This is a genomic window from Streptomyces sp. CNQ329 (assembly GCF_000482585.1).
On the sequence record NZ_AXVU01000021.1, the window covers coordinates 107,159 to 128,766 of the forward strand.

The 21,608-nt window shown below is 73.0% G+C and carries 17 protein-coding genes and 3 pseudogenes; 11 read left to right on the top strand and 9 right to left on the bottom strand.

The genetic code is table 11. The features are described from left to right. Positions 1-224 precede the first annotated feature (224 nt). The 3 genes and pseudogenes from I003_RS0116355 to I003_RS36905 form a co-directional block, all read left to right on the top strand. Positions 225-3,278, top strand: a complete 3,054-nt coding sequence (locus I003_RS0116355; RefSeq protein WP_027772511.1) for a helix-turn-helix transcriptional regulator — start codon at positions 225-227, stop codon at positions 3,276-3,278. A 108-nt stretch (positions 3,279-3,386) separates the two neighbouring features. Further along, complete coding sequence (locus tag I003_RS0116360) at positions 3,387-4,028, top strand: hypothetical protein (RefSeq protein ID WP_027772512.1); 642 nt, start codon at positions 3,387-3,389, stop codon at positions 4,026-4,028. A 144-nt stretch (positions 4,029-4,172) separates the two neighbouring features. Further along, a pseudogene (locus I003_RS36905) lies at positions 4,173-4,499 on the top strand (NAD(P)-dependent oxidoreductase); the annotation flags it as partial. A 161-nt stretch (positions 4,500-4,660) separates the two neighbouring features. Here the strand turns inward: I003_RS36905 and I003_RS0116365 are convergent. Further along, the gene (locus I003_RS0116365) at positions 4,661-6,199 is read right to left on the bottom strand and encodes an MFS transporter (RefSeq protein ID WP_027772513.1); all 1,539 of its coding nucleotides are present in this window, start codon (positions 6,197-6,199) and stop codon (positions 4,661-4,663) included. A 55-nt stretch (positions 6,200-6,254) separates the two neighbouring features. On the opposite strand from I003_RS0116365, the gene soxR reads away from it, so the two are divergent. Both soxR and I003_RS32380 read left to right on the top strand, forming a co-directional pair. Next, on the top strand, positions 6,255-6,767 hold the full coding sequence (soxR, locus tag I003_RS0116370) for a redox-sensitive transcriptional activator SoxR (protein WP_027772514.1): 513 nt from the start codon (positions 6,255-6,257) through the stop codon (positions 6,765-6,767). A gap of 247 nt (positions 6,768-7,014) precedes the next feature. Further along, a complete protein-coding gene (locus I003_RS32380; RefSeq protein WP_051368271.1) occupies positions 7,015-8,328 on the top strand; it encodes a GAF domain-containing SpoIIE family protein phosphatase in 1,314 nt (437 codons plus the stop codon). Positions 8,329-8,458: 130 nt separating this feature from the next. On the opposite strand, the pseudogene I003_RS34890 reads toward I003_RS32380, so the two are convergent. After that, positions 8,459-10,165, bottom strand: a pseudogene (locus tag I003_RS34890) (SpoIIE family protein phosphatase); the annotation flags it as partial. Between the two features lie 1,918 nt (positions 10,166-12,083). Beyond that, positions 12,084-12,290: a hypothetical protein gene (locus I003_RS0116385; RefSeq protein WP_027772515.1), complete on the bottom strand. Its 207-nt coding sequence runs from the start codon at positions 12,288-12,290 to the stop codon at positions 12,084-12,086. 333 nt (positions 12,291-12,623) lie between these two features. Between I003_RS0116385 and I003_RS0116390 the strand changes: the two genes are divergently transcribed. Further along, the gene (locus I003_RS0116390; RefSeq protein ID WP_027772516.1) at positions 12,624-13,025 is read left to right on the top strand and encodes a type II toxin-antitoxin system VapC family toxin; all 402 of its coding nucleotides are present in this window, start codon (positions 12,624-12,626) and stop codon (positions 13,023-13,025) included. Positions 13,026-13,032: 7 nt separating this feature from the next. Here the strand turns inward: I003_RS0116390 and I003_RS0116395 are convergent, their stop codons facing one another. The 3 genes from I003_RS0116395 to I003_RS0116405 all read right to left on the bottom strand — a co-directional run bounded on the left by I003_RS0116395 (position 13,033) and on the right by I003_RS0116405 (position 15,143). Next, the gene (locus I003_RS0116395; protein ID WP_027772517.1) at positions 13,033-14,028 is read right to left on the bottom strand and encodes an aldo/keto reductase; all 996 of its coding nucleotides are present in this window, start codon (positions 14,026-14,028) and stop codon (positions 13,033-13,035) included. Between the two features lie 66 nt (positions 14,029-14,094). Further along, positions 14,095-14,316, bottom strand: a complete 222-nt coding sequence (locus tag I003_RS0116400; protein WP_027772518.1) for a DUF397 domain-containing protein — start codon at positions 14,314-14,316, stop codon at positions 14,095-14,097. Continuing rightward, on the bottom strand, positions 14,313-15,143 hold the full coding sequence (locus I003_RS0116405; protein ID WP_027772519.1) for a Scr1 family TA system antitoxin-like transcriptional regulator: 831 nt from the start codon (positions 15,141-15,143) through the stop codon (positions 14,313-14,315). The genes I003_RS0116400 and I003_RS0116405 overlap by 4 nt, the downstream gene beginning before the upstream one ends. Before the next feature lie 193 nt (positions 15,144-15,336). On the opposite strand from I003_RS0116405, the gene I003_RS0116410 reads away from it, so the two are divergent. Both I003_RS0116410 and I003_RS36910 read left to right on the top strand, forming a co-directional pair. Then, positions 15,337-15,780 (top strand): ATP-binding protein, encoded by a 444-nt coding sequence (locus tag I003_RS0116410; RefSeq protein ID WP_027772520.1) that lies wholly within the window; start codon positions 15,337-15,339, stop codon positions 15,778-15,780. Positions 15,781-16,909: 1,129 nt separating this feature from the next. Next, a pseudogene (locus I003_RS36910) lies at positions 16,910-17,002 on the top strand (nuclear transport factor 2 family protein); the annotation flags it as partial. Positions 17,003-17,318: 316 nt separating this feature from the next. Here I003_RS36910 and I003_RS0116415 read toward each other — a convergent pair. Then, positions 17,319-18,059, bottom strand: a complete 741-nt coding sequence (locus I003_RS0116415) for a glucose 1-dehydrogenase (RefSeq protein ID WP_027772521.1) — start codon at positions 18,057-18,059, stop codon at positions 17,319-17,321. A 97-nt stretch (positions 18,060-18,156) separates the two neighbouring features. Between I003_RS0116415 and I003_RS0116420 the strand changes: the two genes are divergently transcribed. Then, complete coding sequence (locus I003_RS0116420) at positions 18,157-18,789, top strand: TetR/AcrR family transcriptional regulator (RefSeq protein ID WP_027772522.1); 633 nt, start codon at positions 18,157-18,159, stop codon at positions 18,787-18,789. 181 nt (positions 18,790-18,970) lie between these two features. After that, positions 18,971-19,567 (top strand): hypothetical protein, encoded by a 597-nt coding sequence (locus I003_RS0116425; protein WP_027772523.1) that lies wholly within the window; start codon positions 18,971-18,973, stop codon positions 19,565-19,567. Positions 19,568-19,820: 253 nt separating this feature from the next. Here the strand turns inward: I003_RS0116425 and I003_RS36915 are convergent, their stop codons facing one another. Further along, positions 19,821-19,955 (bottom strand): hypothetical protein, encoded by a 135-nt coding sequence (locus I003_RS36915; protein ID WP_486584248.1) that lies wholly within the window; start codon positions 19,953-19,955, stop codon positions 19,821-19,823. Between the two features lie 65 nt (positions 19,956-20,020). Next, positions 20,021-20,653, bottom strand: a complete 633-nt coding sequence (locus tag I003_RS32390; protein WP_486584249.1) for an enoyl-CoA hydratase/isomerase family protein — start codon at positions 20,651-20,653, stop codon at positions 20,021-20,023. Between the two features lie 356 nt (positions 20,654-21,009). Between I003_RS32390 and I003_RS0116435 the strand changes: the two genes are divergently transcribed. Then, complete coding sequence (locus I003_RS0116435) at positions 21,010-21,441, top strand: nuclear transport factor 2 family protein (RefSeq protein ID WP_027772524.1); 432 nt, start codon at positions 21,010-21,012, stop codon at positions 21,439-21,441. Positions 21,442-21,608: the final 167 nt, after the last annotated feature.

The following is a 21,608-nucleotide window of genomic DNA, read 5'->3' on the forward strand; positions in this document are numbered from 1 at the left end:
CGGCCGATCGCGCACGGAAATGTCCCGGTTGCCGCACAGCGTCCCCCCTCGGTCGCCTGTGAAGTGCCGTCCTCCCTCTATGACCGATGAGGGCCGCCAGATGTGACCGGCCGGTCTTGCTAGGGGTGTGGGCTGAGGCTTACCTTCTCGCTGTCGCCGCCCGCGACGCGCCCCGCACCACCCCAGCCCGGCGTGTCGCTGGACCCCACCGGCCGGAGGCGCTCATGACCGTGACCGTTCCGCGCCCCGCGGAGGCGCCCGTGCTGGTCGGTCGGGCGCGGGAGTTGGGCGCGCTCGTGGATGCCGTCAGGCGGTCGCCGTCGGTGGTGATGGTCGAGGGCGAGGCCGGGATCGGGAAGACCCGGCTGATCCGTGAGGCGCTGCGGGATCCCGCCGTGCGGGGGCGGCGGGTGCTGCTCGGGGGGTGCCGGCCGCTGCGGGAGCCGTTTCCGTACGGGCCCGTGTTCGATCTGCTGCGGCATCTGGACGGCGGGCTGCCGACCGTGCTCAGCCCGGTGTGCGGTGCGCTGCGGGCGTATCTGCCCGAGTTGGCCGACCGGCTGCCCCCGGCGCCGGAGCTGCTCAGCGATCTGCGGGCCGGGCGGCACCGGCTGTTCCGGGCCGTGCGGGCGCTGCTGGACGCCGCGGGCGAGACCGTGATGGTGGTCGAGGATCTGCACTGGACCGACGACGGCACCCGCGACCTCCTGCGCTTCCTCGTCGACGATCCCCCCGGCGGGCTGTCCGTCGTGCTCAGTTACCGCCGCGAGGACCTGCCCGGCAGCGGGCTGCCGCTGGGCCGCGCGTACCGGCAGCCGCCCGGCACCGCCGCCGTCGTCATTCCGCTGCGGCCCCTGGACGTGAACGGCGTACGCGGCATGTTCACCGCCCTGACCGGGAGTCCGGCCGACGCCTCCGCCGCCTTCGCCGCCGAACTGCACCGCCGTACCGCGGGCATCCCCTTCGTGGTCGAAGAGGTCGTACGCGCCCTGCCCGCCGACGCGGAACACCGCGCCCTTATCGAGCTTCCCGTCCCCACCCGCCTCCAGGAAGCCGTCGCCGACCGCATGAGCGTGCTCTCCCCCGGGGCCGCCGACGCCGTACGGGCCGCCTCCGTCCTGCGCGTGCCCGCCGGCGAGGCGCTCATCGCCGCCGTCGTCCGCGGCACCCCCGGGCGGCCCGCCGGGCCGGCGGACTCCGAGGCCGTCCGCGAGGCGCTGCTGGCCGGCGTCCTGTTCGAGTGGGGCGAGGACCGCTACGGCTTCCGCCACGCCCTGGCCCAGCAGGCCGTCTACGCCGGTCTCCTCGGCCCCGACCGGCGCCGCCTCCACCGGCAGGCGATGCGCGCCCTGGCCGCCGAGGACCCGCAGCCCCTCATCCAGCTCGCGTACCACGCGCACCACGGCGGCGAGCTGGCCCAGTGGCAGCGCTACGCCGAGGCCGCCGCCGGCTCCGCGCGCGAGATGGGCGATCTGGCGCTCGCCGTGGGGGTGCTGGAGGAACTGCTCTCCGACGGGCGCCTGGGGCGGCCCGAGTGTGCGCGTATCGCCGTCGACCTCAGCCGCGACGCCGTGGTCGGGCTCACCCACCACCGGGCGACCGCGCTGCTGTACGACATCGTCCGCGACGGCCACATCCCCGAGGGCGTACGCGGCGAGATCCGGCTCAACCTCGGGCTCCTGCTGTACAACCAGGCGGGCCGCTACGAGGAGGGCCGGGTCAACACCGAGGTCGCCGTGGCGGAGCTGCACGGCCGGCCCGCGCTCGCCGCCCGCGGCATGGCGGCGCTCGCCATGCCCAGTTGGGGCGATCATCCGCGGCAGATCTACGAGGGCTGGATCGAACGGGCGGAGGCGCTGGTGGCGCACGAGTCCGACCCCGCGGTCCGTACCGCCGTACGCGGCAACCACCTGGCCCTGCGCATGAGCCTCGGCGACCCCGCCGTCTGGGCGGAGGCGGAGCATCTGATCGCCGGTCCGGGCCCCGGCACGCACCGCCGCCAGGTCGCCCGCGCCTGCGGCAACTTCGCCGACGCCGCCGCCTGCCTGGGCCGCTACCAGGCGGCGCAGCGCTACCGCGGCGAGGGGCGGCGGCTGGCGGCGGAGTGCGGGGCGGCGTACCTCGAAGGCATCGTGGAGGGCACGGCGCTGCGGCTGGAGTGGTACGCGGGCCGCTGGCGCGGGCTCGCGCAACGGTGCCGGCACACCCTCGACGCGGTGCACGGCGTCTCCAGCATCGCCGCCGACGCGCACCTGGTGCTGGGCCTGCTGGCGTCGGCACTGGGCGAGTGGGACGAGGCGGCGGCGGAGCTGGGCGCGGCCGGGCTCGCCGACCCGCGCAACGCGCCCGCGCCGATACTCGCCACCGCCTCCGGCGCCATGACCCGGCTGCTGGCGGCCCGCGGTGAGCCGGAGCGGGCGCGGACGGAGGCGGAGCGCGGGCTGGCGCGGATCCGGCGCAAGGGCATCTGGCCGTGGGCGGGCGACCTGGCGCCGCCGGCGGTCGCGGCCCTCGTACGGAGCGGGGAGCTGCGGGCGGCGGCGGAGGTCACGGCGGAGCTCGCGGAGGGCATCGCGGGCCGGGACGCGCCGCTGGCGGCGGCGGCGCTGCTGGCGTGCCGGGGGATCGTGGCGGCGGGACACGGGCGGCCCGGGGAGGCGGCGGGGGCGTTCACGGCGGCGCAACGGGCGTACGGGGCCCTGCCGCAGCCGTACTCGGCGGCACGGGCGGGTGAGGCGGCGGCGCGGTGCCGGCTGGCGGCTCGCCGCGGAGGGACGGCCGGGGGCGAGGGCGGCGCCGCCGATCCCGCGTACGGTCCGGGGCGCGGTGCCGCGTACGGTCCTGAGCGCGACCCGGCGTACGGCCCCGGTCCGACCCCCGGGCCCGCCTCCGATCCCGCCCGTGAACTCGCCGTGCTCGCCCAGCAGTTCGCCGACCTCGGCGCCGTCCGCGACGCCGCCCGCTGCCGTCGCGTGCTGCGCGGCAACAACGTCCCGCTCCCGTCCCGCCGTGGCCGCCGCGGCTACGGCGACCAGCTCTCCCCGCGCGAACGCGAGGTCGCCCGGCTTGTGGCGCTCGGCCACACCAACCGGCAGATCGCCGGCGTGCTGTATCTGTCCCCGCGCACCGTCGAGCAGCACGTGGCGAAGCTGCTGCGCAAGCTCCAGGTCGGCTCGCGGGCGGAGGTGGCGGGGGCCGCGGAGGTGGCGGGGGCCGCGGAGGCGGCGGAGGCCGCTGAGGCGGCGCCCACCGCGGGGCAGAGGCCCGCCGGCAATTAATACGTGGCCCCTACCTACCGTTTCCCGGATTGTTCTCGGTCCGCAGACGTGCGATCTGTGAGAGGGGGCGGCGCGCCGCCCCATCCCCCACCAACCGAGGAGCACTTCATGCGGAGCAAGGTACTCCTGAGATCCGTCTTCGTGGGCATCGCGGCCATGGCCGCCGCCGTCGTCGGTCCGGGTGCGCAGGCGGCGCCCGCGCCCGAGGCCCGTACCGCTGTCGAGGCGTCCGCGCACGAGCACGCCGACCACGCCGCCGGCGAACTCGGCGAGGGCCACGGCATCACCGCGGAGGAGTTCGAAGCGCTCGTGGCCGGTAAGGCCAAGGGCCCGCAGGCCGGCGACGTCGGGGTGCAGGCCTGGCCGGTCCCGACCGACCGCGCCTACCACCTCACCTCGTCCTGCAGCGGCGCCGCCGGCGTCATCGGCCAGGGCGCCGCGGCCTGGGCGAACCTGAACCAGACCAGCGGCAGCGACACCCCCGTGGAGTGCCGCAACAGCTACATCACCGACTGCGGTGGCGGTGGCAACATCGTCGGCTGCAACTGGGGTCAGGGCCAGCGCATCGCGCTGTTCCTGGGCGGCGTGAACGACGACGCGCTGCTCGCGGCGCACGAGTTCGGCCACGACTGGTACGGCCACTCCAGCTACCAGTGCGCAGGCTGGTCCAGCCCGTCGCACGTGATGGCCCCGTCGATATGCAACTTCGCGGGTCAGGGCGCCAAGCAGGGCCCGGTCCGCATCGACTGACGCATCCCGGTCCGCGGGGGCGCCGGCACGCCGAACGCCCCCGCGGAGCACCGGAAACCGGTTCTTCCCGACTCGCCACCCGCACCGTGCCGGCCTCCTGCCCGCACGTGATCCCGGGCCCGCCACCGGTGGCGGGCCTTTTCGCTGTCCGGCGTACCCACCTTTTTGTGGGTACTTGGCACGCCGCCGCCGGGCGGCGAGGCGCTGGAGACGGACGCGCAGCACGAAGACCCGCGGCACGGAGGTGGTCAGGGAGCCGGGGCGGCTCCGGTGTCCGCCGCCGAGGCGGTGGCCGCGAGCGACCTGACCGTCGTGTGCGTCGTGGACGACGACGCCGCCGACACCGTGCTGCGGCGCGCGGACGTCGCCGGGGCGCTCACGGGCCGTACGGTGGCGAACCTCAGCGCCGACACCCCCGCGCGGGCCCGTGACGCCGCCGCCTGGGCGGCGGACCACGGAGTGCGCCACCTGCGGCGGGCGGCCGACCGGCGGCGGCGAGTGGGTGACGGTCACCGGCGACCACGGCCGCGCGTGCACCGCGGCCGTGGTCACCCGCACCCGCTGCCGCCGACCGCACCCGTCGCGCATACGGCCGCCCGTCCCGTCGACGGCACCCCCTCGCAGTGTGACCGTCACCCGTCGGCCGCGGTGTCTTTCCGCCCTCGTACGCCCACCAGTGTCACCAGCGCCGCCGTCGCCACCGTCAGTGCCGCGCACACCCCCGCCGCCACCTGGAAGCCCGTCTCGAACGCCTCCCGTGCCGCGGTCAGCAACTCGTCCGCGGCCGGTCCCGGCAGCCGCTCCGCCGCTGTGACCGCCGCGCTCAGGTCGTCCCCGAACGCCCCCGCCGCCTCCGCCGGTACGCCGTCGGGGACCGCGCCGTCCGTACGGCCCCGGTAGACCGCCGTGATCACGCTGCCCAGCAGCGCGATGCCCAGCGCGCCGCCCAACTGCGGCGCCGTGGAGGAGATCGCCGCCGCCGCGCCCTGCCGTTCCGGCGGGGCCGCGCCGACGACCATGTCGGTGGCCAGCGCCATCATCGGCCCCAGCCCCGCGGACACGATCACCGCACCCGTGACGAGCACCGGCAGCGCGTGCGCGCCGCCGGTCTGCGTCAGCACCCCGTACCCGGCCGCCGAGAGCCCCAGCCCGGCGCCGATGATCCGCGCGGGCGCGTACCGGCGGGCCAGCCGCGGCGCCAGCATGGAGCCGGCGATGACGCCGAGCGCGGACGGCGCCGTCCACAGCCCCGCGTCCAGCGGCGACAGCCCTTCGACGAGCTGGAGGTACTGCGCGAGCGCGTAGTTGGAGCCCCACAGCACGAAGATCCCGGCGGCCAGCGTCGCCGCGGCCGTGGCGAGCGTACGGTCGGCGAAGAGACGGAGGTCGACGAACGGGTCCGCGAGCGCCCGCTGCCGGCGCACGAACGCCACCGCCACCAGCACCCCCGCCGCCACCGCCCCCACCGGCACCGCCCCGGCGCCCTCGGCGGCGATCTGCTTCAGCCCGTAGACCACCGGCAGCACCGCACCGAGCGACAGCAGCGAGCTGAGCACGTCCACCCGCCGCCCCGCCGGGCCGCGCGACTCCGGCAGCAGCACGGGCAGCAGCACCAGCAGCACCGCCATCACGGGGACGCCCAGCAGGAACGCCGAGCCCCACCAGAACCGCTCCAGCAGCCACCCGCCCACCAGCGGCCCGATCGCCGTGCCCGCCGAGACGCCGGCCACGATGACCCCGATGGCCGTCGTCCGCTCCCGCGGCCGGGGGAAGAGCGCCGCCGCCAGCGCCAGTGTCGAGGGCATGAGGGTGGCGCCGGCGACGCCCATGAGCGCGCGGGCGGCGATGAGCATCTCCGCGTTCACGGAGTACGCGGCGAGCAGCGAGGCGGCGCCGTACCCGGCGGCCCCGTACAGCAGCAGCCGGCGGCGGCCGACGCGGTCGCCGAGGACGCCCATGGTGATGAGGGAGCCGGCGAGGAGGAAGGCGTAGATGTCGACGGTCCACAGCAGGTGGGTGCTGCCGGCGGAGAGGTCGCGGCCGATGGCGGGCAGGGCGAGGTTGGTGACGGTCAGTTCGAGGGAGGCGAGCAGCGCGGGCAGCACGAGCACGGCGAGCCCGAGCCACCTGCGCCGCTGTCCCCGCTGTTCCGAGGTGCCGGCAGTGGTCATGGCGGCAAGTCTTGAACCTCGACCATTGTCGAGGTCAAGGGCTAGCCTGACGCCCATGGACAAGCCGCCCTTCGACGCGAAGGAACTCACGGTCGGCCAGCTCGCCGCCCGCTCCGGCGTCGCCGTCACGGCCCTGCACTTCTACGAGGGCAAGGGCCTCATCCGCAGCCGCCGCACCCCTGGCAACCAGCGCCGCTTCAGCCGCGACACGCTGCGCCGCGTCGCGTTCATCCGCACCGCGCAACGGGTGGGCATCCCGCTGCGCACGATCGCCGAGGCGCTGCGGACGCTCCCCGACGAGCGCACGCCGACGCAGGAGGACTGGGCCCGGCTGTCGGCGGCGTGGCGTGACGAACTCGACATCCGCATCGACCAGATGGTGCGGCTACGGGACCGGCTGACCGACTGCATCGGATGCGGCTGCCTGTCGCTGGAGCGCTGCCTGCTCCGCAACCGCGACGACGTCCTCGGCGACACCGGACCGGGCCCGCGCCGCCTGCTCACCCGCCGGCTGGCCCAGGAGACCCGGAACCCGCCGCGGGACGACGAAGACGGCGAACGTGACTGACGAGGCGTCAGCGTACGGTCCGGGCCGGACGGCCGGCGGCCCTCCGGACGCTCACACGCCACCCGGCGCCCGCACCGGGAAGAACGGCTTCTCCGGGCGGGCCGCGGCGCCCGCAGGGCAGACGGCGGCCCGCCCTACCGCCGCAGAGCGTCGCCGGGGACCCCTGCCGGGCGAGAGCGATGGGCCAGACGGCGGTATTCGCGGCACGGTGACGGTCGGGGCGGTCCATCGGGGGAAAGGCCACAAGGTGGACGAGTACGACGTCGATGCGCTCCTTCAGCAGGCGCTTGACCGGCTGACGGTGCTTGCCGACATCAATGCGGCGCTGGCCGGGACCCTGGAGATGAACGAGGGGCTGCGTCGGGCCACCCGGATCATGGCCCGCCGGCTGGGTGACTGGTGCGCCATCGACCTGCTGGCCGACAAGGGCCGGATCGAGCGGTTCTGCGCCTCCCGTACGGACAGCGGTCCGCAGCCGCACGAGGAGCATGCCTTCCTGCCCCTGCCGCCGGGGCCGGCCGCCGATCCCCTGGTACGCGCGCTACGCGGCGCCGGCCCTCTGCTGCTGACGGGGAGTGACCTCACCCCCGGCGGCCGGGAAACCTCGCACGAGGGGGAGGCCGGACTCGGCGCGGGCGCCACCAGCGCCGTCATCGCCCCGCTGCGGGCCCGGAGGGAGGCCATCGGCGCCCTTTCCGTCAGCCGCTCGGGAGACCACCCTCCGCTGACCGAGCACGACCTGCCCCTCATCGAAGACCTGGTCCAGCGGATCGGCCTCGCCATCGACAACGCGCGTCTGCACCGCCAGCGTCAGCGGATCGCCGAACGCCTCCAGCGTTCGCTGCTGCCCGAGCTGCCCCTCGCCGGCGACCTGCAGATGGCGGCCCGCTACTCCCCCTCGCACACCACCGCCGAGGTCGGCGGGGACTGGTACGACAGCTTCGTGCTGCCCACCGGCAGCATCACGCTGATCATCGGCGACGTCACCGGCCACGACCTCAAAGCCGCCGTCACCATGAGCCAACTGCGCAACATGCTCCGCGGCATCGCCAGCGACCGCCAGGAACCCCCCGAGAGGATCCTGCACCGGATGGACGTGGCCCAGCACACCCTCTACCCCGGGACCACCGCCACCTGCATCTTCGCCGTCATCAACGGATCCGGGGCCGGTCCCTGGGAGCTCAACTTCGCCGTCGCCGGCCACCCCCCGCCACTCCTGATCACCCACGACGGCGACACCCGCTACCTCGAAGGCGGGCGCAGCCACCTCCTCGGCGCCAGCACCGAACTGTCCCGCACCAGCGCCACCGAGCCCCTGCCCGCCCAGTCCACTCTCCTGCTCTACACCGACGGGCTCATCGAACGCCGGGGCGAGACCCTCGACCGCAGCCTCACCCGCCTGCGCCAGCACGCCGCGGCCCTCGCCCGCGAGACACCCGACGACTTATGCGACGAACTCCTCGCCGGTCTCGTCCCCGACAACGCCGACGACGTCGCCCTCCTCGCCCTGCGCCTCCCGCAAGCCGACCGCCCTGAGCACACGGCATCACCGGCAGACTGACCTGATCCGGGAAGGCGTCCTGCCGCTGCGGGCCGGTGCGGGGGGCGACCGACACCGGGCGACTCGGGCCCCGCACCGGCCTGCTCACCCGCCGGCGGGTTGAGAGGGTCCGTCCCGCGGGCCCGACCGGTCAGTGGCCGGGTGTGTCCGGTGTGGTCTGTTCCGCCCAGATGACTTTGCCGTCTTCGGTGTAGCGCGTGCCCCAGCGTGAGGTGAGCTGGGCGACGAGGAAGAGACCCCGTCCGCCTTCGTCCGTGGTGGCGGCGTAGCGCAGGTGGGGTGAGGTGAGGCTGTGATCGTAGACCTCGCAGGTGAGCGTGTGGTCGCGCAGCAGCCGTACCTTGATGGGCCCGACGCCGTGACGGATGGCGTTGGTGATCAGTTCGCTGAGGATCAGCTCGGTCGTCTCCTGGAGGATCTCCAGCCCCCATTCCGCGAGGAGCGCGGAGACGGCGGCGCGTACGCGGCGGACGGCCGCGGGGTCGGACTCGATGTCCCACTGGGCGACCTGTTCGCTCCCCAGGACGCGGGTCCGGGCGACGAGCAGGGCGATGTCGTCGCTCTGGATGGGCGGGAGGAGCGCGTCGAGGACGGCGTCGCAGGTCTCCTCGGGGGTCCGGTCGGCGCCTTCGAGGGTCTGGCGGAGCACGTCGAGTCCGGTGTCGATGTCCTGGTCGCGGCGTTCGACGAGGCCGTCGGTGAACAGGATGAGTCTGCTGTTCTCCGGCAGATGCACTTCGGCGAACTCGAAGGGCAGTCCGCCGATGCCCAGGGGGAGGCCCGAGGGTACGTCCAGGAACTCCACGGTGCCGTCGGGGTGGGCGAGGGCGGGTGCCGGGTGGCCGGCTCTGGCGATGGCGCAGCGGTGGGTCACGGAGTCGTAGACGGCGTACAGGCAGGTGGCGCCGGTGATGGTGCTCTCGAAGCCGGCCGCGACGGCTTCCTGCTCGGTGCGGGTGACCAGCTCGTCGAGGTGGCCGAGGAGTTCCTGGGGCGGTGGATCGAGGGAGGAGAAGCTGTGGACGGCGGTGCGCAGCCGTCCCATGGTGGCGGCGGCGTGCAGGCCGTGTCCGACGACGTCGCCCATCACCAGCGCGACGCGGGCGCCGGACAGGGGGATCACGTCGAACCAGTCGCCGCCGACGCCTTCCTGCGCGGGGAGGTAGCGGTAGGCGACCTCGACGGCGTGCTGTTCGGGCAGGGTGCGCGGCAGCAGGCTGCGCTGAAGGGCCACGGCCATGCCGTGCTCGCGGGTGTAGCGGCGGGCGTTGTCGAGGGACACGGCGGCGTGGGCGGCCAGTTCGCTCGCGAGGGAGAGGTCGTCCTGCTCGAAGGGCTCGGGTTTCTCCGCGCGCCAGAAGTTGACGACACCCAGCAGCACACCGCGGGCGCGCAGCGGCGCCGTGATCAGCGAGTGGACTCCGTACTCCAGGATGCGGGAGGCCCGTGCGTAATCGACCTCCTGCCACCCCCGGGAGTCGTGCAGCCGGGGCACCAGGATCGCCTGCCCTGTCTCGATGCTGCGGGCGGGTAGCGAGGACGGCGCGTACGTGATCAGTTCGCCGATGGGAAAGAAAGGGGGGTCTTCCCGGATACCGCTGACGGCCATGCGCTGTATCCGCGGGCCCGTGTCGCCGGTGCCGCCGCCGTTCATCCCGGGTTCGTCACCGCGCACCACGGCCTCGGGCAGGTCGACGGTGGCATAGTCGGCGAAGCCCGGGACCGCGACCTGGGCCAGCTCCTCGGCCGTATGGGTGACATCGAGGGTGGTTCCGATGCTGCTGGTCGCGTCGTAGAGGAACTCCAGCCGTCGCCGGACCACCTCGACCCGCTGCGACGCCTCGCCGAGCATCTCCATCACCTCGTCGGTGCGGACCGGTTCCTGTCCGACCACCGCGTCGACCGCGAGCCGCGCGGACGCCGCACCGACGGTGCTGGAGAGCAGGGACTCCGCGTGATGGATCAGCTCCGGGGGCGCGTCGGCTTCCGGAGCGTAGGGCTTCATCCCCGGGGTGGCGCGCACCGCCTGCTCGGCGCCCTCCCGCCCGAGGAAGCGCTCCAGCATCGTCCGCAGGGCGCCGACCGTGGCACGGGCCTGCCAGCGCTGCTCCCTGGCGGGCTCCGCGAGGATGTCGACGAACTGCACCGCCTGTGCCCGCTCGGCGGCGCTCGGCCGGCCGGCGAGTGAGACGGCGACGTACCCGCCGATGTTGACCAGCGCGCTCCAGAACATCGCATGGCTGACCGGGTCCAGCCCCGCCAGGCCGAACAACCGCTGCGGCCGGAGCAACTCGATGCCGAGCGGGCCCTCACGCAGGAACGACTCGGTCAGCAGCCCGGACTCGGCGAAGCTCGGCAGCAGCAAGGTGTACGTCCACATGACGAACCCCGCCACAAGACCCACCAGCACACCCCAGCGCGTGCCGTCCTTCCAGAACAGGCCGCCGATGATCGCGGGCGCGAACTGTGCCACGGCCGCGAACGACACCAGTCCGAACGACGCCAGCGCCCGCCCCTCACCCGCGAGCCGGAAGTACGCGTAGCCGAGCAGCAGGATCAGCACGATGGTCGTCCTGCGGATGCCCAGTACCAGGCCGGTGAGATCGTCCCGACGGGCCAGCCGGGACTTCGCGCGCAGCATCAGCGGCATCACGAGGGAGTTGGACACCATGGTGCTGAGTGCGATGGCCTCGACGGTGATCATGGCGGTGCCCGCGCTGAGGCCGCCGATGAAGACGAGCAGCGCCAGCGCCTCCTGGCCTTCCGACATCGGGAGGGCCAGCACGTAGGCGTCGGCGTCGGTGGTCTGCCCGAGCCGCAGAAGGCCGCCTGCCGCGAGCGGAAGCACGAAGAACGTGTTGGCGAGCAGGTACAGCGGGAACAGCCACATCGCGCGTTTGAGGTGCTTCTCGTCCACGTTCTCGACAAAAGTCACCTGCCACTGCCGGGGCAGCAGCACGATCGACAGCATGGACAGCACCGTGAGCCAGACCCACGTGCCGTAGCTGGTGTGCTCGCGCAGGGAGAACAACTGGGTGAAGTCGGCGCGCGCCGCCTGGGAGAACAGGTCGCCGAACCCCTGGAAGACCCCGAAGATCACGAAGATCCCGACCGCGAGGAGCGCCGCGACCTTGACCACCGACTCGAACGCGACGGCGGCGACCAGACCCTCGTGGCGTTCGGCGGTGTCCAGGTGGCGGGTGCCGAAGAGAATCGTGAACGCGGCGAGCAGCAGCGCCGCGTACAGCCCGGTGTCCCGGAGCAGCGGTACCTGGCCCAGCTCCGAGGAAGCGGCGATCTCAGGATGCCGGCGGAGGATCTCGAAGGCGTTGGAGACCGCTTTGAGCTGGAGCGAGATGTAGGGGACGATCCCCACCACGGCGATGATCGTGACCAGACCGCCCAGCACCGCGCTCTTGCCGTAGCGGGCGGAGACGAAGTCGGCCAGTGACGTGACGCGATGCCGGCGGCTGATCCGGATGATCCTGCGCAGCACCGGCCAGCCGAGCGCGAGCATGAGCACCGGCCCCAGATAGACGCCCAGGAACCCGGGACCGGTCCTCGCGGCCCCGCCCACGTTGCCGTAGAGCGCCCATGCGGTCTCGTACACCGCGAGGGACAGGGCGTAGACCGTGCCGCTGTTGATCAGGCTCCGGCCGGCGTCCGCCCTCCGGTCGGCGTAGAAGGCCACACCGAAGAGCAGACCGAGGTACGCCACCGAAACAGCGACGATGACCTCGGTCCGGAGCACGGCACTACCTTGATCTGGCGCCGATGACGGCGACCAGGCCGATCACGATCGCCCAGACGAGATACAGGTACGCCCAGATGACCGGGACCCCGAAGACCCGGTCCCCGTGGTCGAACTGCGCCAGCAGCGGTGGAATGATCAGCACGAACCCCAACGCCCCCACGGCTGCCAGGCGCCCGGCCAGCCGCTCGTTGTCCCGTGACTCCGCCACGGCTGCCTCCACAACCCCATGTCACGCCTCGCCACGCACCCAGGTGTGTCCCGTGCCGCATCACGGCGCCGACCCCGCCGCGCCTGCACAAACGCCGCCCCACGACGCTATCGGCAGCCCGCTGCATCCTCGAAGACCAACACACCCGCGCCTGCTCCCTTCGCAGCACGCCGGCCACTCGGGGGCACCCGCCCCCTGAAGGCGCGAGCCGCCGCGCCGGCGGTGCCGTCTCGAACGCCGGCCCGTCCCCATCGGCTCGGACCCGCGGTGCGGGCACGCCTCGGTCGACCTCACCGACGTGGACACCGCCGCGCTCGCGGACGAGGAGCATCGTTGATCGTCGTCGACTCGTCCGCCGTGGTCGACCTGCTCGTCGACCCCGGCGCCCGGGGCACGGCCGCCGCCCGCCACCTGGCCGGCGAGAGCCTCCTCCGCGCCCCGTCCCTCATCGACAGCGAGGTCGCCTCCGTACTGCTGCGCCTGGAGCGTTCCGGGACGCTCCCGGAGGACAAAACCATCCGGGCGGTGACCGACTACCGCACCCTGCCCCTCCGCCGGTACGACCACCTGCCGCTGCTGGAGCACGTACGGCAGCTCGGGAGCGTGCGTACCTACGACGCCATTCCCGTCGCCCTCGCCGAAGGACTCGGCGCCCCGCTGCTGACCTCCGGCGCAAGACTCGCCCGCGCCCCCGGTCCGCGCTGCCGCGTCATCAGCCTCCACGACGGGACCTGACCGGCGATCAGCCCTGCGGGACGGGGACGTCCGGAGGGAGCAGGCCCGTGGACCTGGCCGTGGCCCAGAAGTCCCCCGGGACCGGCTGTGCGAACGCGCGTGCCGTGCCGGCCACTTCCCCCGGCGTGCGGGCGCCGACCACCACGCCCGTCACCGCCCGGTGCCCGAACGGGAAGGCGATCGCCGCCGCGGCCGGAGCGATCCCGTAGCGGCGGCAGAGGGCATGCCAGGCGGTGACACGGCCGGCGAGAGCGGCCGGGATCGTGGTGTAGCCGTGGGGCGCGTCCGGGCGGGGGTCGGTGAGCAGGCCGGACTGGTAGACGCCCGCCACCAGCACCGCGACGCCGCGCGCCGCGCACAGCGGCAGCAACTCGTCGAGGCCCGTGTGGTCCAGCAGGTTGTAGCGCCCCGCGAGCATCACGCAGTCGGGCCCCGGCGCCGCCACCTCGCGAAGGTAACGCGCCGCCACCGGCGCATGGTTGACGCCGATCGACACCGCGCCGACCGTGCCGCGCGCACGGAGTTCGGCCAGCGCCCGGTAGGCGTCCGTGACGGCGGCGGGGAAGTCCTCGTCCGGGTCGTGGACGTGCAGCACGTCGATCCGGTCCAGCCCCAGCCGCCCCAGACTGTCCTCGACCGAGCGCATGACACCCGCGTACGAGTAGTCCCGCCGCGGCCCCACCCCGGGCGGCGGGTCCGCCCAGATCGGCTGCGTGTCGGTGCCGCCGGGCACGAGGAGCCGGCCGACCTTCGTGCACAGCGCGTACGCCCCGCGCGGCCGGGCCGCGAGCGCGGCACCGGCGCGCCGCTCGGACAGCCCGTACCCGTAGACGGGCGCGGTGTCGTAGAGGCGCACCCCCGCGTCCCAGGCGGCGTCGACGGTACGCGCCGCGTCTTCGTCGGACACGGGCGCGAACAGCCCTCCGATGGAGGCCAGCCCCAGCCCGAGACGGGTGACGGACACCCCGGTACGTCCCAGGGGGACGACCTCGTCCGCGCGCATCGCGACTCCTCTCGGGGGCGTGCGACCGGCCCCCGCCGGGGGTGGCGGGGGCCGGTCGAGGGTGGGTCAGAGGGCGCCGAACTCGTTGCGCTGGACGGCGGTGATGAAGGAGGTCCAGGCGGAGGGGGTGAAGGCGAGGGTGGGGCCGTGGGGGTCCTTGCTGTCACGGACGGGGACGACGCCTGAGGTGACGTGGGCCGGAGCCCACTCGACACAGTTGGCACCGCCGTTACCGCTGTAGCTCGACTTGACCCACTCCGCGCGGGAGAGGTCAGGCGTGGCGCTCATGTCGGAAGTACCTCCATGACGGACCGGATAAAGGCCGCCGATTCATCCGGCGACAGGGCAGAAACCCTGAGCAGATCGTATACCCGCTGCCGTTCGAGGACGCTTTCGCGATCCTCCATCAACGTCCCCGTCGTGATGCCTTCTTCGTAGGCGAACCGTGCACCGCTCTCCATGGTCATCAGCAGGAGAGTGCCTCCGGCCAGCCCGTGTCCCCCGACCTCGAAGGGGACGACCTGGACCGTGGTCGTCCGGGTGAGTGTCAGCTCTGCGAGGCGTTCGAGCTGCACCCGCATCACTTCCGGCCCGCCGAAGCCGCGGCGGAGCATTGCCTCGTCAAGCACGGCCGAATAGTCCAGCAACGTGTGCGAGGCAAGCACCGATTGCCGACTCAGCCGCGCGGTGACCAGTTCCTCGATTTTCTCTTCCGGCGCCCACGGATTCGCCTGCCTGAACTGGGCGCGGGCATAGTCCTCCGTCTGCAGGCGACCCGGCACGATCTGAGCGCTGAACTCCGCGATCACCTGCGCGCGGGCCTCAAGTTCCATAAGGCGCTTGAACTGATCGGGGTGGATCTCCTTCGCCGCCAGCTTGTACAGCTCCTGGAAGATCCCGTCCGTGCCGAACGCCGCATCCAGCCGCGGCGGCAGATCCGGCGGCGGCATGGCCTCCGCCGTCTCGATGCGGGCCAGATGGCTGCGGCTGATGTTCACGACGTCGTTCAGCGCTTCGAGGCTCATGCCCGCGCGCATGCGGTGGGCACGCATCTTCGCGCCGAAAAGGTGTCGGGCGCTTCGGTCGGGGGTCAGTTCGCGTGGACGTGCAGACACAGTGCGACTCCCAGTTCCTCCCCAGCCACGGCGGGGGACGTGCAGACCTGTTGCTCACCGGCACGGAGGGCAACGCTGTACTTACGCAACGTAGTAGATCCCCGGTCAGGGCATCGGAAGAACCGACGAATCGGCGGGCACGGGGAAGCGGACGGGACCACGGCTCAGCAACACCCGGAACGAGGTAGGCACCATGACCACGCAGGCGCGGATGTTCGCACGAAGTGCCCGCTCGGTAGGCAGGGCACGCGAGTTCGTGGCCGGCGTGGTGGACGCGGGGGACCGGGCGGACGACATCGCGGTATGCGTCTCGGAGCTGGCGACGAACGCGCTACGGCATACGCCCGTGGGCCGCCGGTTCCTCGTACGGGTGGCGGCGCAGCCGCACGTCGTCCAGGTGGAGGTGCACGACGCCGGGGGCGGGGAGCCCCGCGTGTGCGCACCCGCGGACACGGACGACCACGGCCGGGGCCTGCTCCTGGTCGAGGCCCTGGCCGACGACTGGGGCACCTCGCCCCGCAACGGCCCGGGGAAGTCGGTCTGGGCAACGTTCAAGATCCCGGACGCGGGGCCGGCCCCAGGGCTGCACCCCGAGTACGGTCCGGGCGGCAACGTGGCTGGTCCGGCCCGTGCGTAGGCCGGTGTGCGGGGGGTCCGTGTCGGGGTGGGCGCCCGTCCGTGAGGGCGGCGCGGGTGCGGGGTGTCGGGGTCGGGGCGGGTGGTCGGCGGTGCCGGAGGCGGGCGCCGGCGGGGCCCGTGTCGGGGTGGACGGTGCCCCGTGGGGTGGGCCGATGTCGGTGGGGCCGGCGTCGGGGTGGGCGGTCGTGTTCGCGCAGACCTGTACGTCCCCTCACTCCCGCCCAAGGGTAGGCGCCTGCTCTGACAGTGGGGCCGGGTCACTGGCGTCGGCGGCTGGTGCGTCGTATGCGTGAGGCGGGTGCGGGGGTACGCGTCCGGGGTGGGCCGTGGGTTCGCTGAGCGGGCCGGTGTACGGGTATGCCGGCGTCGGGGTGGGCGCCCGTCCGTGAGGGAGGCGCCGGTCCGGTGGGGTCGGTGTCGGGGTGGGGCGGTGTCGTGGGGGCTCCCCCCGGGCCACCCCGCTTGTTGATTGTCGGGCCTGCGTCCGGCGTCAAGGGCGCTCCCTCCGCTTCGCTGCGGGGGCGTCGCTGCGCGATGGGGCTTCGCCCCACCCTTGACTCCGGACTCCGGCCCGTGACAGACCGGCAGCTAAGGGTGGCCCAGGGGGAGCGGGCACCCTCCGGCAGGGCTACGGATGCAGAGCCCTGTCGACGGAGGGCCGGGAGGCCGGAGTCGGATCTGCCCGATCGCCGAGGCTTTCCGGCGGACGGGGGTCGGGTCGCCGGGAGTGGGGGCCGCCCGGTCGCCGAGTGGCCCCGGAGTCGGGGCCGCATCACCGGCGCCGGGCCCACTCCGGTTGCTGACGTGCCCGGATGGACGGGGCCCTTGACCGGAACCCTGCTCCCTCCGGTCACGGGCAGGCCCCGGCGGCCCTGGGGTTGGCCACCGGGTTCCCGGCCCCGCCCTCGGCGCCGCGGTGCCTCGTCGGTCGGTCTTCCCGCCGGGGTGGGGTACCCCTCGTCGCCGGCGCCCCTGTCCGCCCGGGTGCCGTCGCCCGGATTCCGTAGCGGACGAATCTGGCTGTAACTTGCGGTAACCCCCTCTGTAAGCCGGGGCAAAACGGGCTCTAGGCTCGACTTTTGCTCGCTCGCGTGCACCCGGGCCGGGCAGCGCCGCTGCCCGGAATGCCCGAGGCCGAGCACGGCCGCCCCGCCACGCCCTGGATCCGGAACCGTCCCACCCGCGCCGATGCCGCGGGCCTCTACCGCCGCGTCGCCGAACGCCGTCAACTCGCCCTCGCCGACGGACTTGTGCGCCGGGCCCGGTTCTCCGCCCGATGGCCGCACCAGCCCGGGCAGCCGTTCTCACGCGCTGTGCCCCGTCCCTCCCGGTGGCTCGCCGGCGCCATCGGTAGCTCGGCCGCCACAGGTTCCGCGAGACATCCCCCCTTCACCCAGCCGTGGACAACACGCAGACACGAAACCTGCCCCCGGCCGGCCGAAAGCCACGTGCCCGGCACGCCGGGCCCGCGGTCCTGGGCACCGGGCTGCGGCGAGCGTCCGGTGGTTCGCCTCTGCGCGTGCCGGAGGGGGTTCGTCAGATCTGGTTCATGCCGCCGTCGACGTAGAGGTTGGCGCCGTAGACGAAACTGCTCTCCGGTGACGCGAGGAAGGCCACGGCGGCGGCGACTTCGTCCGGGTCTCCGACCCGCTTGGGGGGCAGGCCGGCCGCGACGGTATCCATCATCTCCTTCGCGCGATCGCCGAAAGCCTTGTCCCACATCGAGGTGTCGACGGGGCCCGGCGAGATGACGTTGACCCGGACGCCCCGGCCGCCCAGTTCGTCTGCCCAGGCGCGGGCGTAGGCACGTACGGCCGCCTTCGATGCGCCGTAGGCGCTCATGCCCGCCGCGCCCCCCTCGGCGGCGGTGGAGGCGGTGAGGATCACGGAGGCGCCGTCGTTGAGCAGCGGGAGGGCCTTCTGCACGGTGAGGAAGGTGCCCTTGACGTTGGTGTCGAAGATCGCGTCGTGCATGTCTTCGGTGAGGTCGTCCAATGGCGCGATGTGGTTGATGCCCGCGTTGGCGAACAGCACGTCCAGCCCCTGGCCGTGCTCCCGTACGTGCCTGTACAGGCGTTCCACGTCGGCCGCGACGCTGACGTCGCCGGGTACAGCGGTGGCGTTGCCGATGGCGGCGGCGACTTTCTCCAGCTCGGGTTCGCGCCGGCCGGTGAGGAAGACGTGTGCGCCTTCGGCTGCGAGTCGCTTCGCGGTCGCGAGGCCGATCCCGGTGCTGCCGCCGGTGACGACTGCGGTCTTGCCTTCAAGCTTCCCCATGCGCGCGAAGACCTTCCTTGATTTATGCATCGATCGGTACGGAACAAGACGGTACCGCTTCCGTACCGATCGATGCAAAAGAGGTACGATCGAGGGCATGGAGACACGGCGGAAGGGACCGATCGGCCGGCCGAGGGGCTTCGATGCCGATCGAGCCCTTGAACGCGCCATGCGGGTCTTCTGGCGGCAGGGCTACGAGGGAGCCAGCCTCACCGACCTGACCAGCGCCATGGGCATCAACCGCACGAGCATGTACGCGGCCTTCGGCAACAAGGAGGAGCTGTTCCGCAAGGCCCTGGAGCGTTACACCGAGGGCCCCGCCTCGTACGCGGCGAGAGCCCTGGGGGAGCCGACCTCCCGCCAAGTGGCCGACGCGTTCCTCCACGGCTCCGCCAGGGCCACCACCCAGCCCGACTGCCCCGCCGGATGCCTCGGCGTCCAGGGGTCCCTCGCCGCCGGTGAACCGGGACGCAACGCCCGCGACACCCTCGCCGACTGGCGCAACGAGTACACGTCCCATCTCCGCGACCGGCTCAGGCGAGCCGTGGAGGAAGGCGACCTCCCCCCGGACACGGATCCCGGCGCGCTCGCCCGTTACCTGATGGCCGTGGCGAACGGCATCGCCGTCCAGGCCGCCAGTGGCGCCACGTACGACGAACTCCGGCAGGTGGCCGACATGGCCCTGCGATCCTGGCCACCGGCGACGGCCCCGACCCGGCCGGCCGGCTGAGCCCCTTCGCGGGCGCGGACAGCGACGGCGCGCCGGGCCGGGGCGTCTCCGCGGGCGCGCCTGGGGCCTGTGCTGAGTCCGGATCACGGGAGCGGACGGCAGTCGCGCGCGGCCCCAACCCCTTGTCAGACACCGCTGTTACGTTGCCGCGAGGATCTTGCCTCGACCTCTGAGAGGGCTCATGTACGACGAACGGCTCGCCGAGTTCTCCCGCGAGCGGCTGGACGGCCGGCCCGTACCGGACGATCTGCGCGTGCTGCTGGAGGCGCAGTGGGAAGGCCGCACCGACTTCACCCACCTTCTCGACCTCGACTTCTTCGAGGCGGGAGAGGTCCAGCCGCTCCTGGACACCAGCTATCAGAGCAAAGGGGAACGCGCGAACCCGGAGATGCAGGCTGTCAACGCCGGAGCCGCGGAGATGGCCAAGTACGTCAAGCTCGTGGCGAAGGGCGGAAAGGGGTGGGTTGGCTACTGGCTGCACCCGGACGAACCCGCGGACCGCCCGTGGCATCTCATAGAGCTGGACACCGAGTTCACTTTCTGGGGCCTGGTCGGCCGCACCCTGACCGAGGGCGCCGCCGCCGAGGCGGCGCGCTACCAGGACGAGCCCGACGAGCGCATCGCGTTCACGCAACTGGCCGCCGAACTCGCCGGGCTGGGCGTCCCGCTGAGCACCCAGGACTACGACGCCCTCGACGACACCGAATACACGGTGGACCCGGAGGAACTCATGGAGGGGCTGATCGAAGCCGAACGCGAGAAGCGCGGTCTTTGCTGAGAGGGGAGACGCCGGCGGCTGCGGCGCCGCAACGGGAGAGCCGGCGGGTGTACGTGGGTGGGCGAAAGTCGGGTCGCCTGGGCGTTTGAGTCCCATGTAGCGGGCCCGCCCACCAAGCCCCACCCGCCGCCGGCCCTCCGCCCCCGGCCAGCGCACCCGACGGACCAGCAGCCGACGCGGAGCCCCGTAGCGTCCTGGCCGCGGCGCCCCGCCCCCGCCCCCGCCCTGCTGACGGTCGGCAGCCGCAACGACGTCACCCGGTGTCCCCCTCTGGCTGGCGTCCGAGGTGGTAGCCCAGGCGCAGTTCGTAGTCGCCCGGCTGATTGCGTCCTGCGGCGAGCGCGGCCGGGAGCCTGCGCTGGGAGCCGGGCCAGTCGAAGGAGTGCATGTAGAGGTCGTAGGAGGACTGCAGGTCCTCTGCGGACGGCAGCGTGTGCCGGTTGACCTGCTGCTTTACCGCGGCGATCGACTCCTTGTCGAAAGAGGCGATGCGGCGGGCGAGCGTGTCGACGAGGACGTCGAGTTCCCCGTCCGGGGCCGTGCGGTTGACCCAGCCGTACCGCTCGGCCAGTTCGCCCGGGTGTCATCGCTGGACAGGGCCACCTCCAGCGCGCGGGCGCGGCCGAGTAGCCGGGGGAGATGCTCCAGGCCGCCGCCGCCGGGAAGGTTGCCGTTGGCGGCCTCGGGCTGGCAGAAGAGCGCCCGTTCACTGGCGAAACGCATGTCCATCGCCTGGGTCAGCTCGCTGCCCACTCCCCTGACCCGCCCCCGGATCTTTGCGATCGAGACGACGGGCAGTCGTGACAGGCGCATGGTGGTGTCGATCAGCAGCGGGTTTCCGCTCGCGCCCGGTTCCGTGGGGGTCTCGGAGACTCGGGAGCTGTCGTAGTGGTTCAGGAAGTAGTCGGGGTTCGCCGACTCGAATACCGCCACCCGCAGCTCGTTCTCGGCGTCCATCTTGTCGACCAGCTTCGGCATGTCGAGTAGCATCTCCGGGCTGACCAGGTTGATCGGCGGGCTGTCGAACGTGATTCTCCACAGGCGCCGGGTCTCGGCGGTCACGGAGAAATGAGTCCATTGCTTCACGGCATTTTCTCCTCTGCTCTCACACGCCTTGTGGCGAGCAGGATACTCATCGGACAGAGGATAATGATCACCATCCGGCCGTGCGATTCGGATCCGCCGTCAGAGGGCTGGGCAGGGATTTCGCGAGGACTGATGATTTCCTCTACGGGTACCTCAGATGCCAGATCCGAGGGAAAGGCGTAACCCCATCCCGTGGAATTCTCGAAGCATCACGGCCCGGTGCTTGTTCGCCACCGCCCCGCCCCCTTACGTCCGAGGTAATGGCCCCGCCCTCTCCCTCCCGGGCAAGCTTGCGGTCTCCCCGCGGAACCGGGACGCGGACCGAGGCAACGAGACGAAGAGGCAAAGGAGTACCCGTGTCCACCAGCACGCGCGCCGTCGTTCAGGAACTGCTGCGCAGGATCGGCGAGGGCGATCCCGAGCGCATCGCCGAGCTGTACGCCGACGGGGCCGACTGGGCGCTCGACTGGCCCGAAGCCGAACACGGTCGCTCCGCCACCCCTTGGATCCGGCACCGTTCCACCCGCGCCGATGCCGCGGACCACTACCGTGGGATCGCCGATTTCCACGTACCCGAGGAAGCGGCGACCACCGTCGAACGCATCCTCGTCGACGGGGACGACGCCGTCGTCCTCGGCGAGATCCGCCAGACCGCCCGCCCCACCGGCCGCCCGTACCGCGCGCGGTTCGCCCTCCATCTCACCGTCGAGGACGGCCTCGTCACCCGGCACCACGTCTACGAGGACAGCCTCGCCGTCGCCCAGGCGTTCGACGCGGAACGCGCGTGAAGGCCATCGGGTCCGGGCCGCGGGCGGTACCGGTGCCGGGGAGCCGGTGCCGGGGAGTGCCGGGTTGCGGTGGGGCCGGGCCGCGGTGGGGCCGGTGTCGGGGAGTGCCGGGCCGCGGTGGGGCCGGTGCCGGGGAGTGCCGGGCCGCGGTGGGGCCGGTGCCGGGG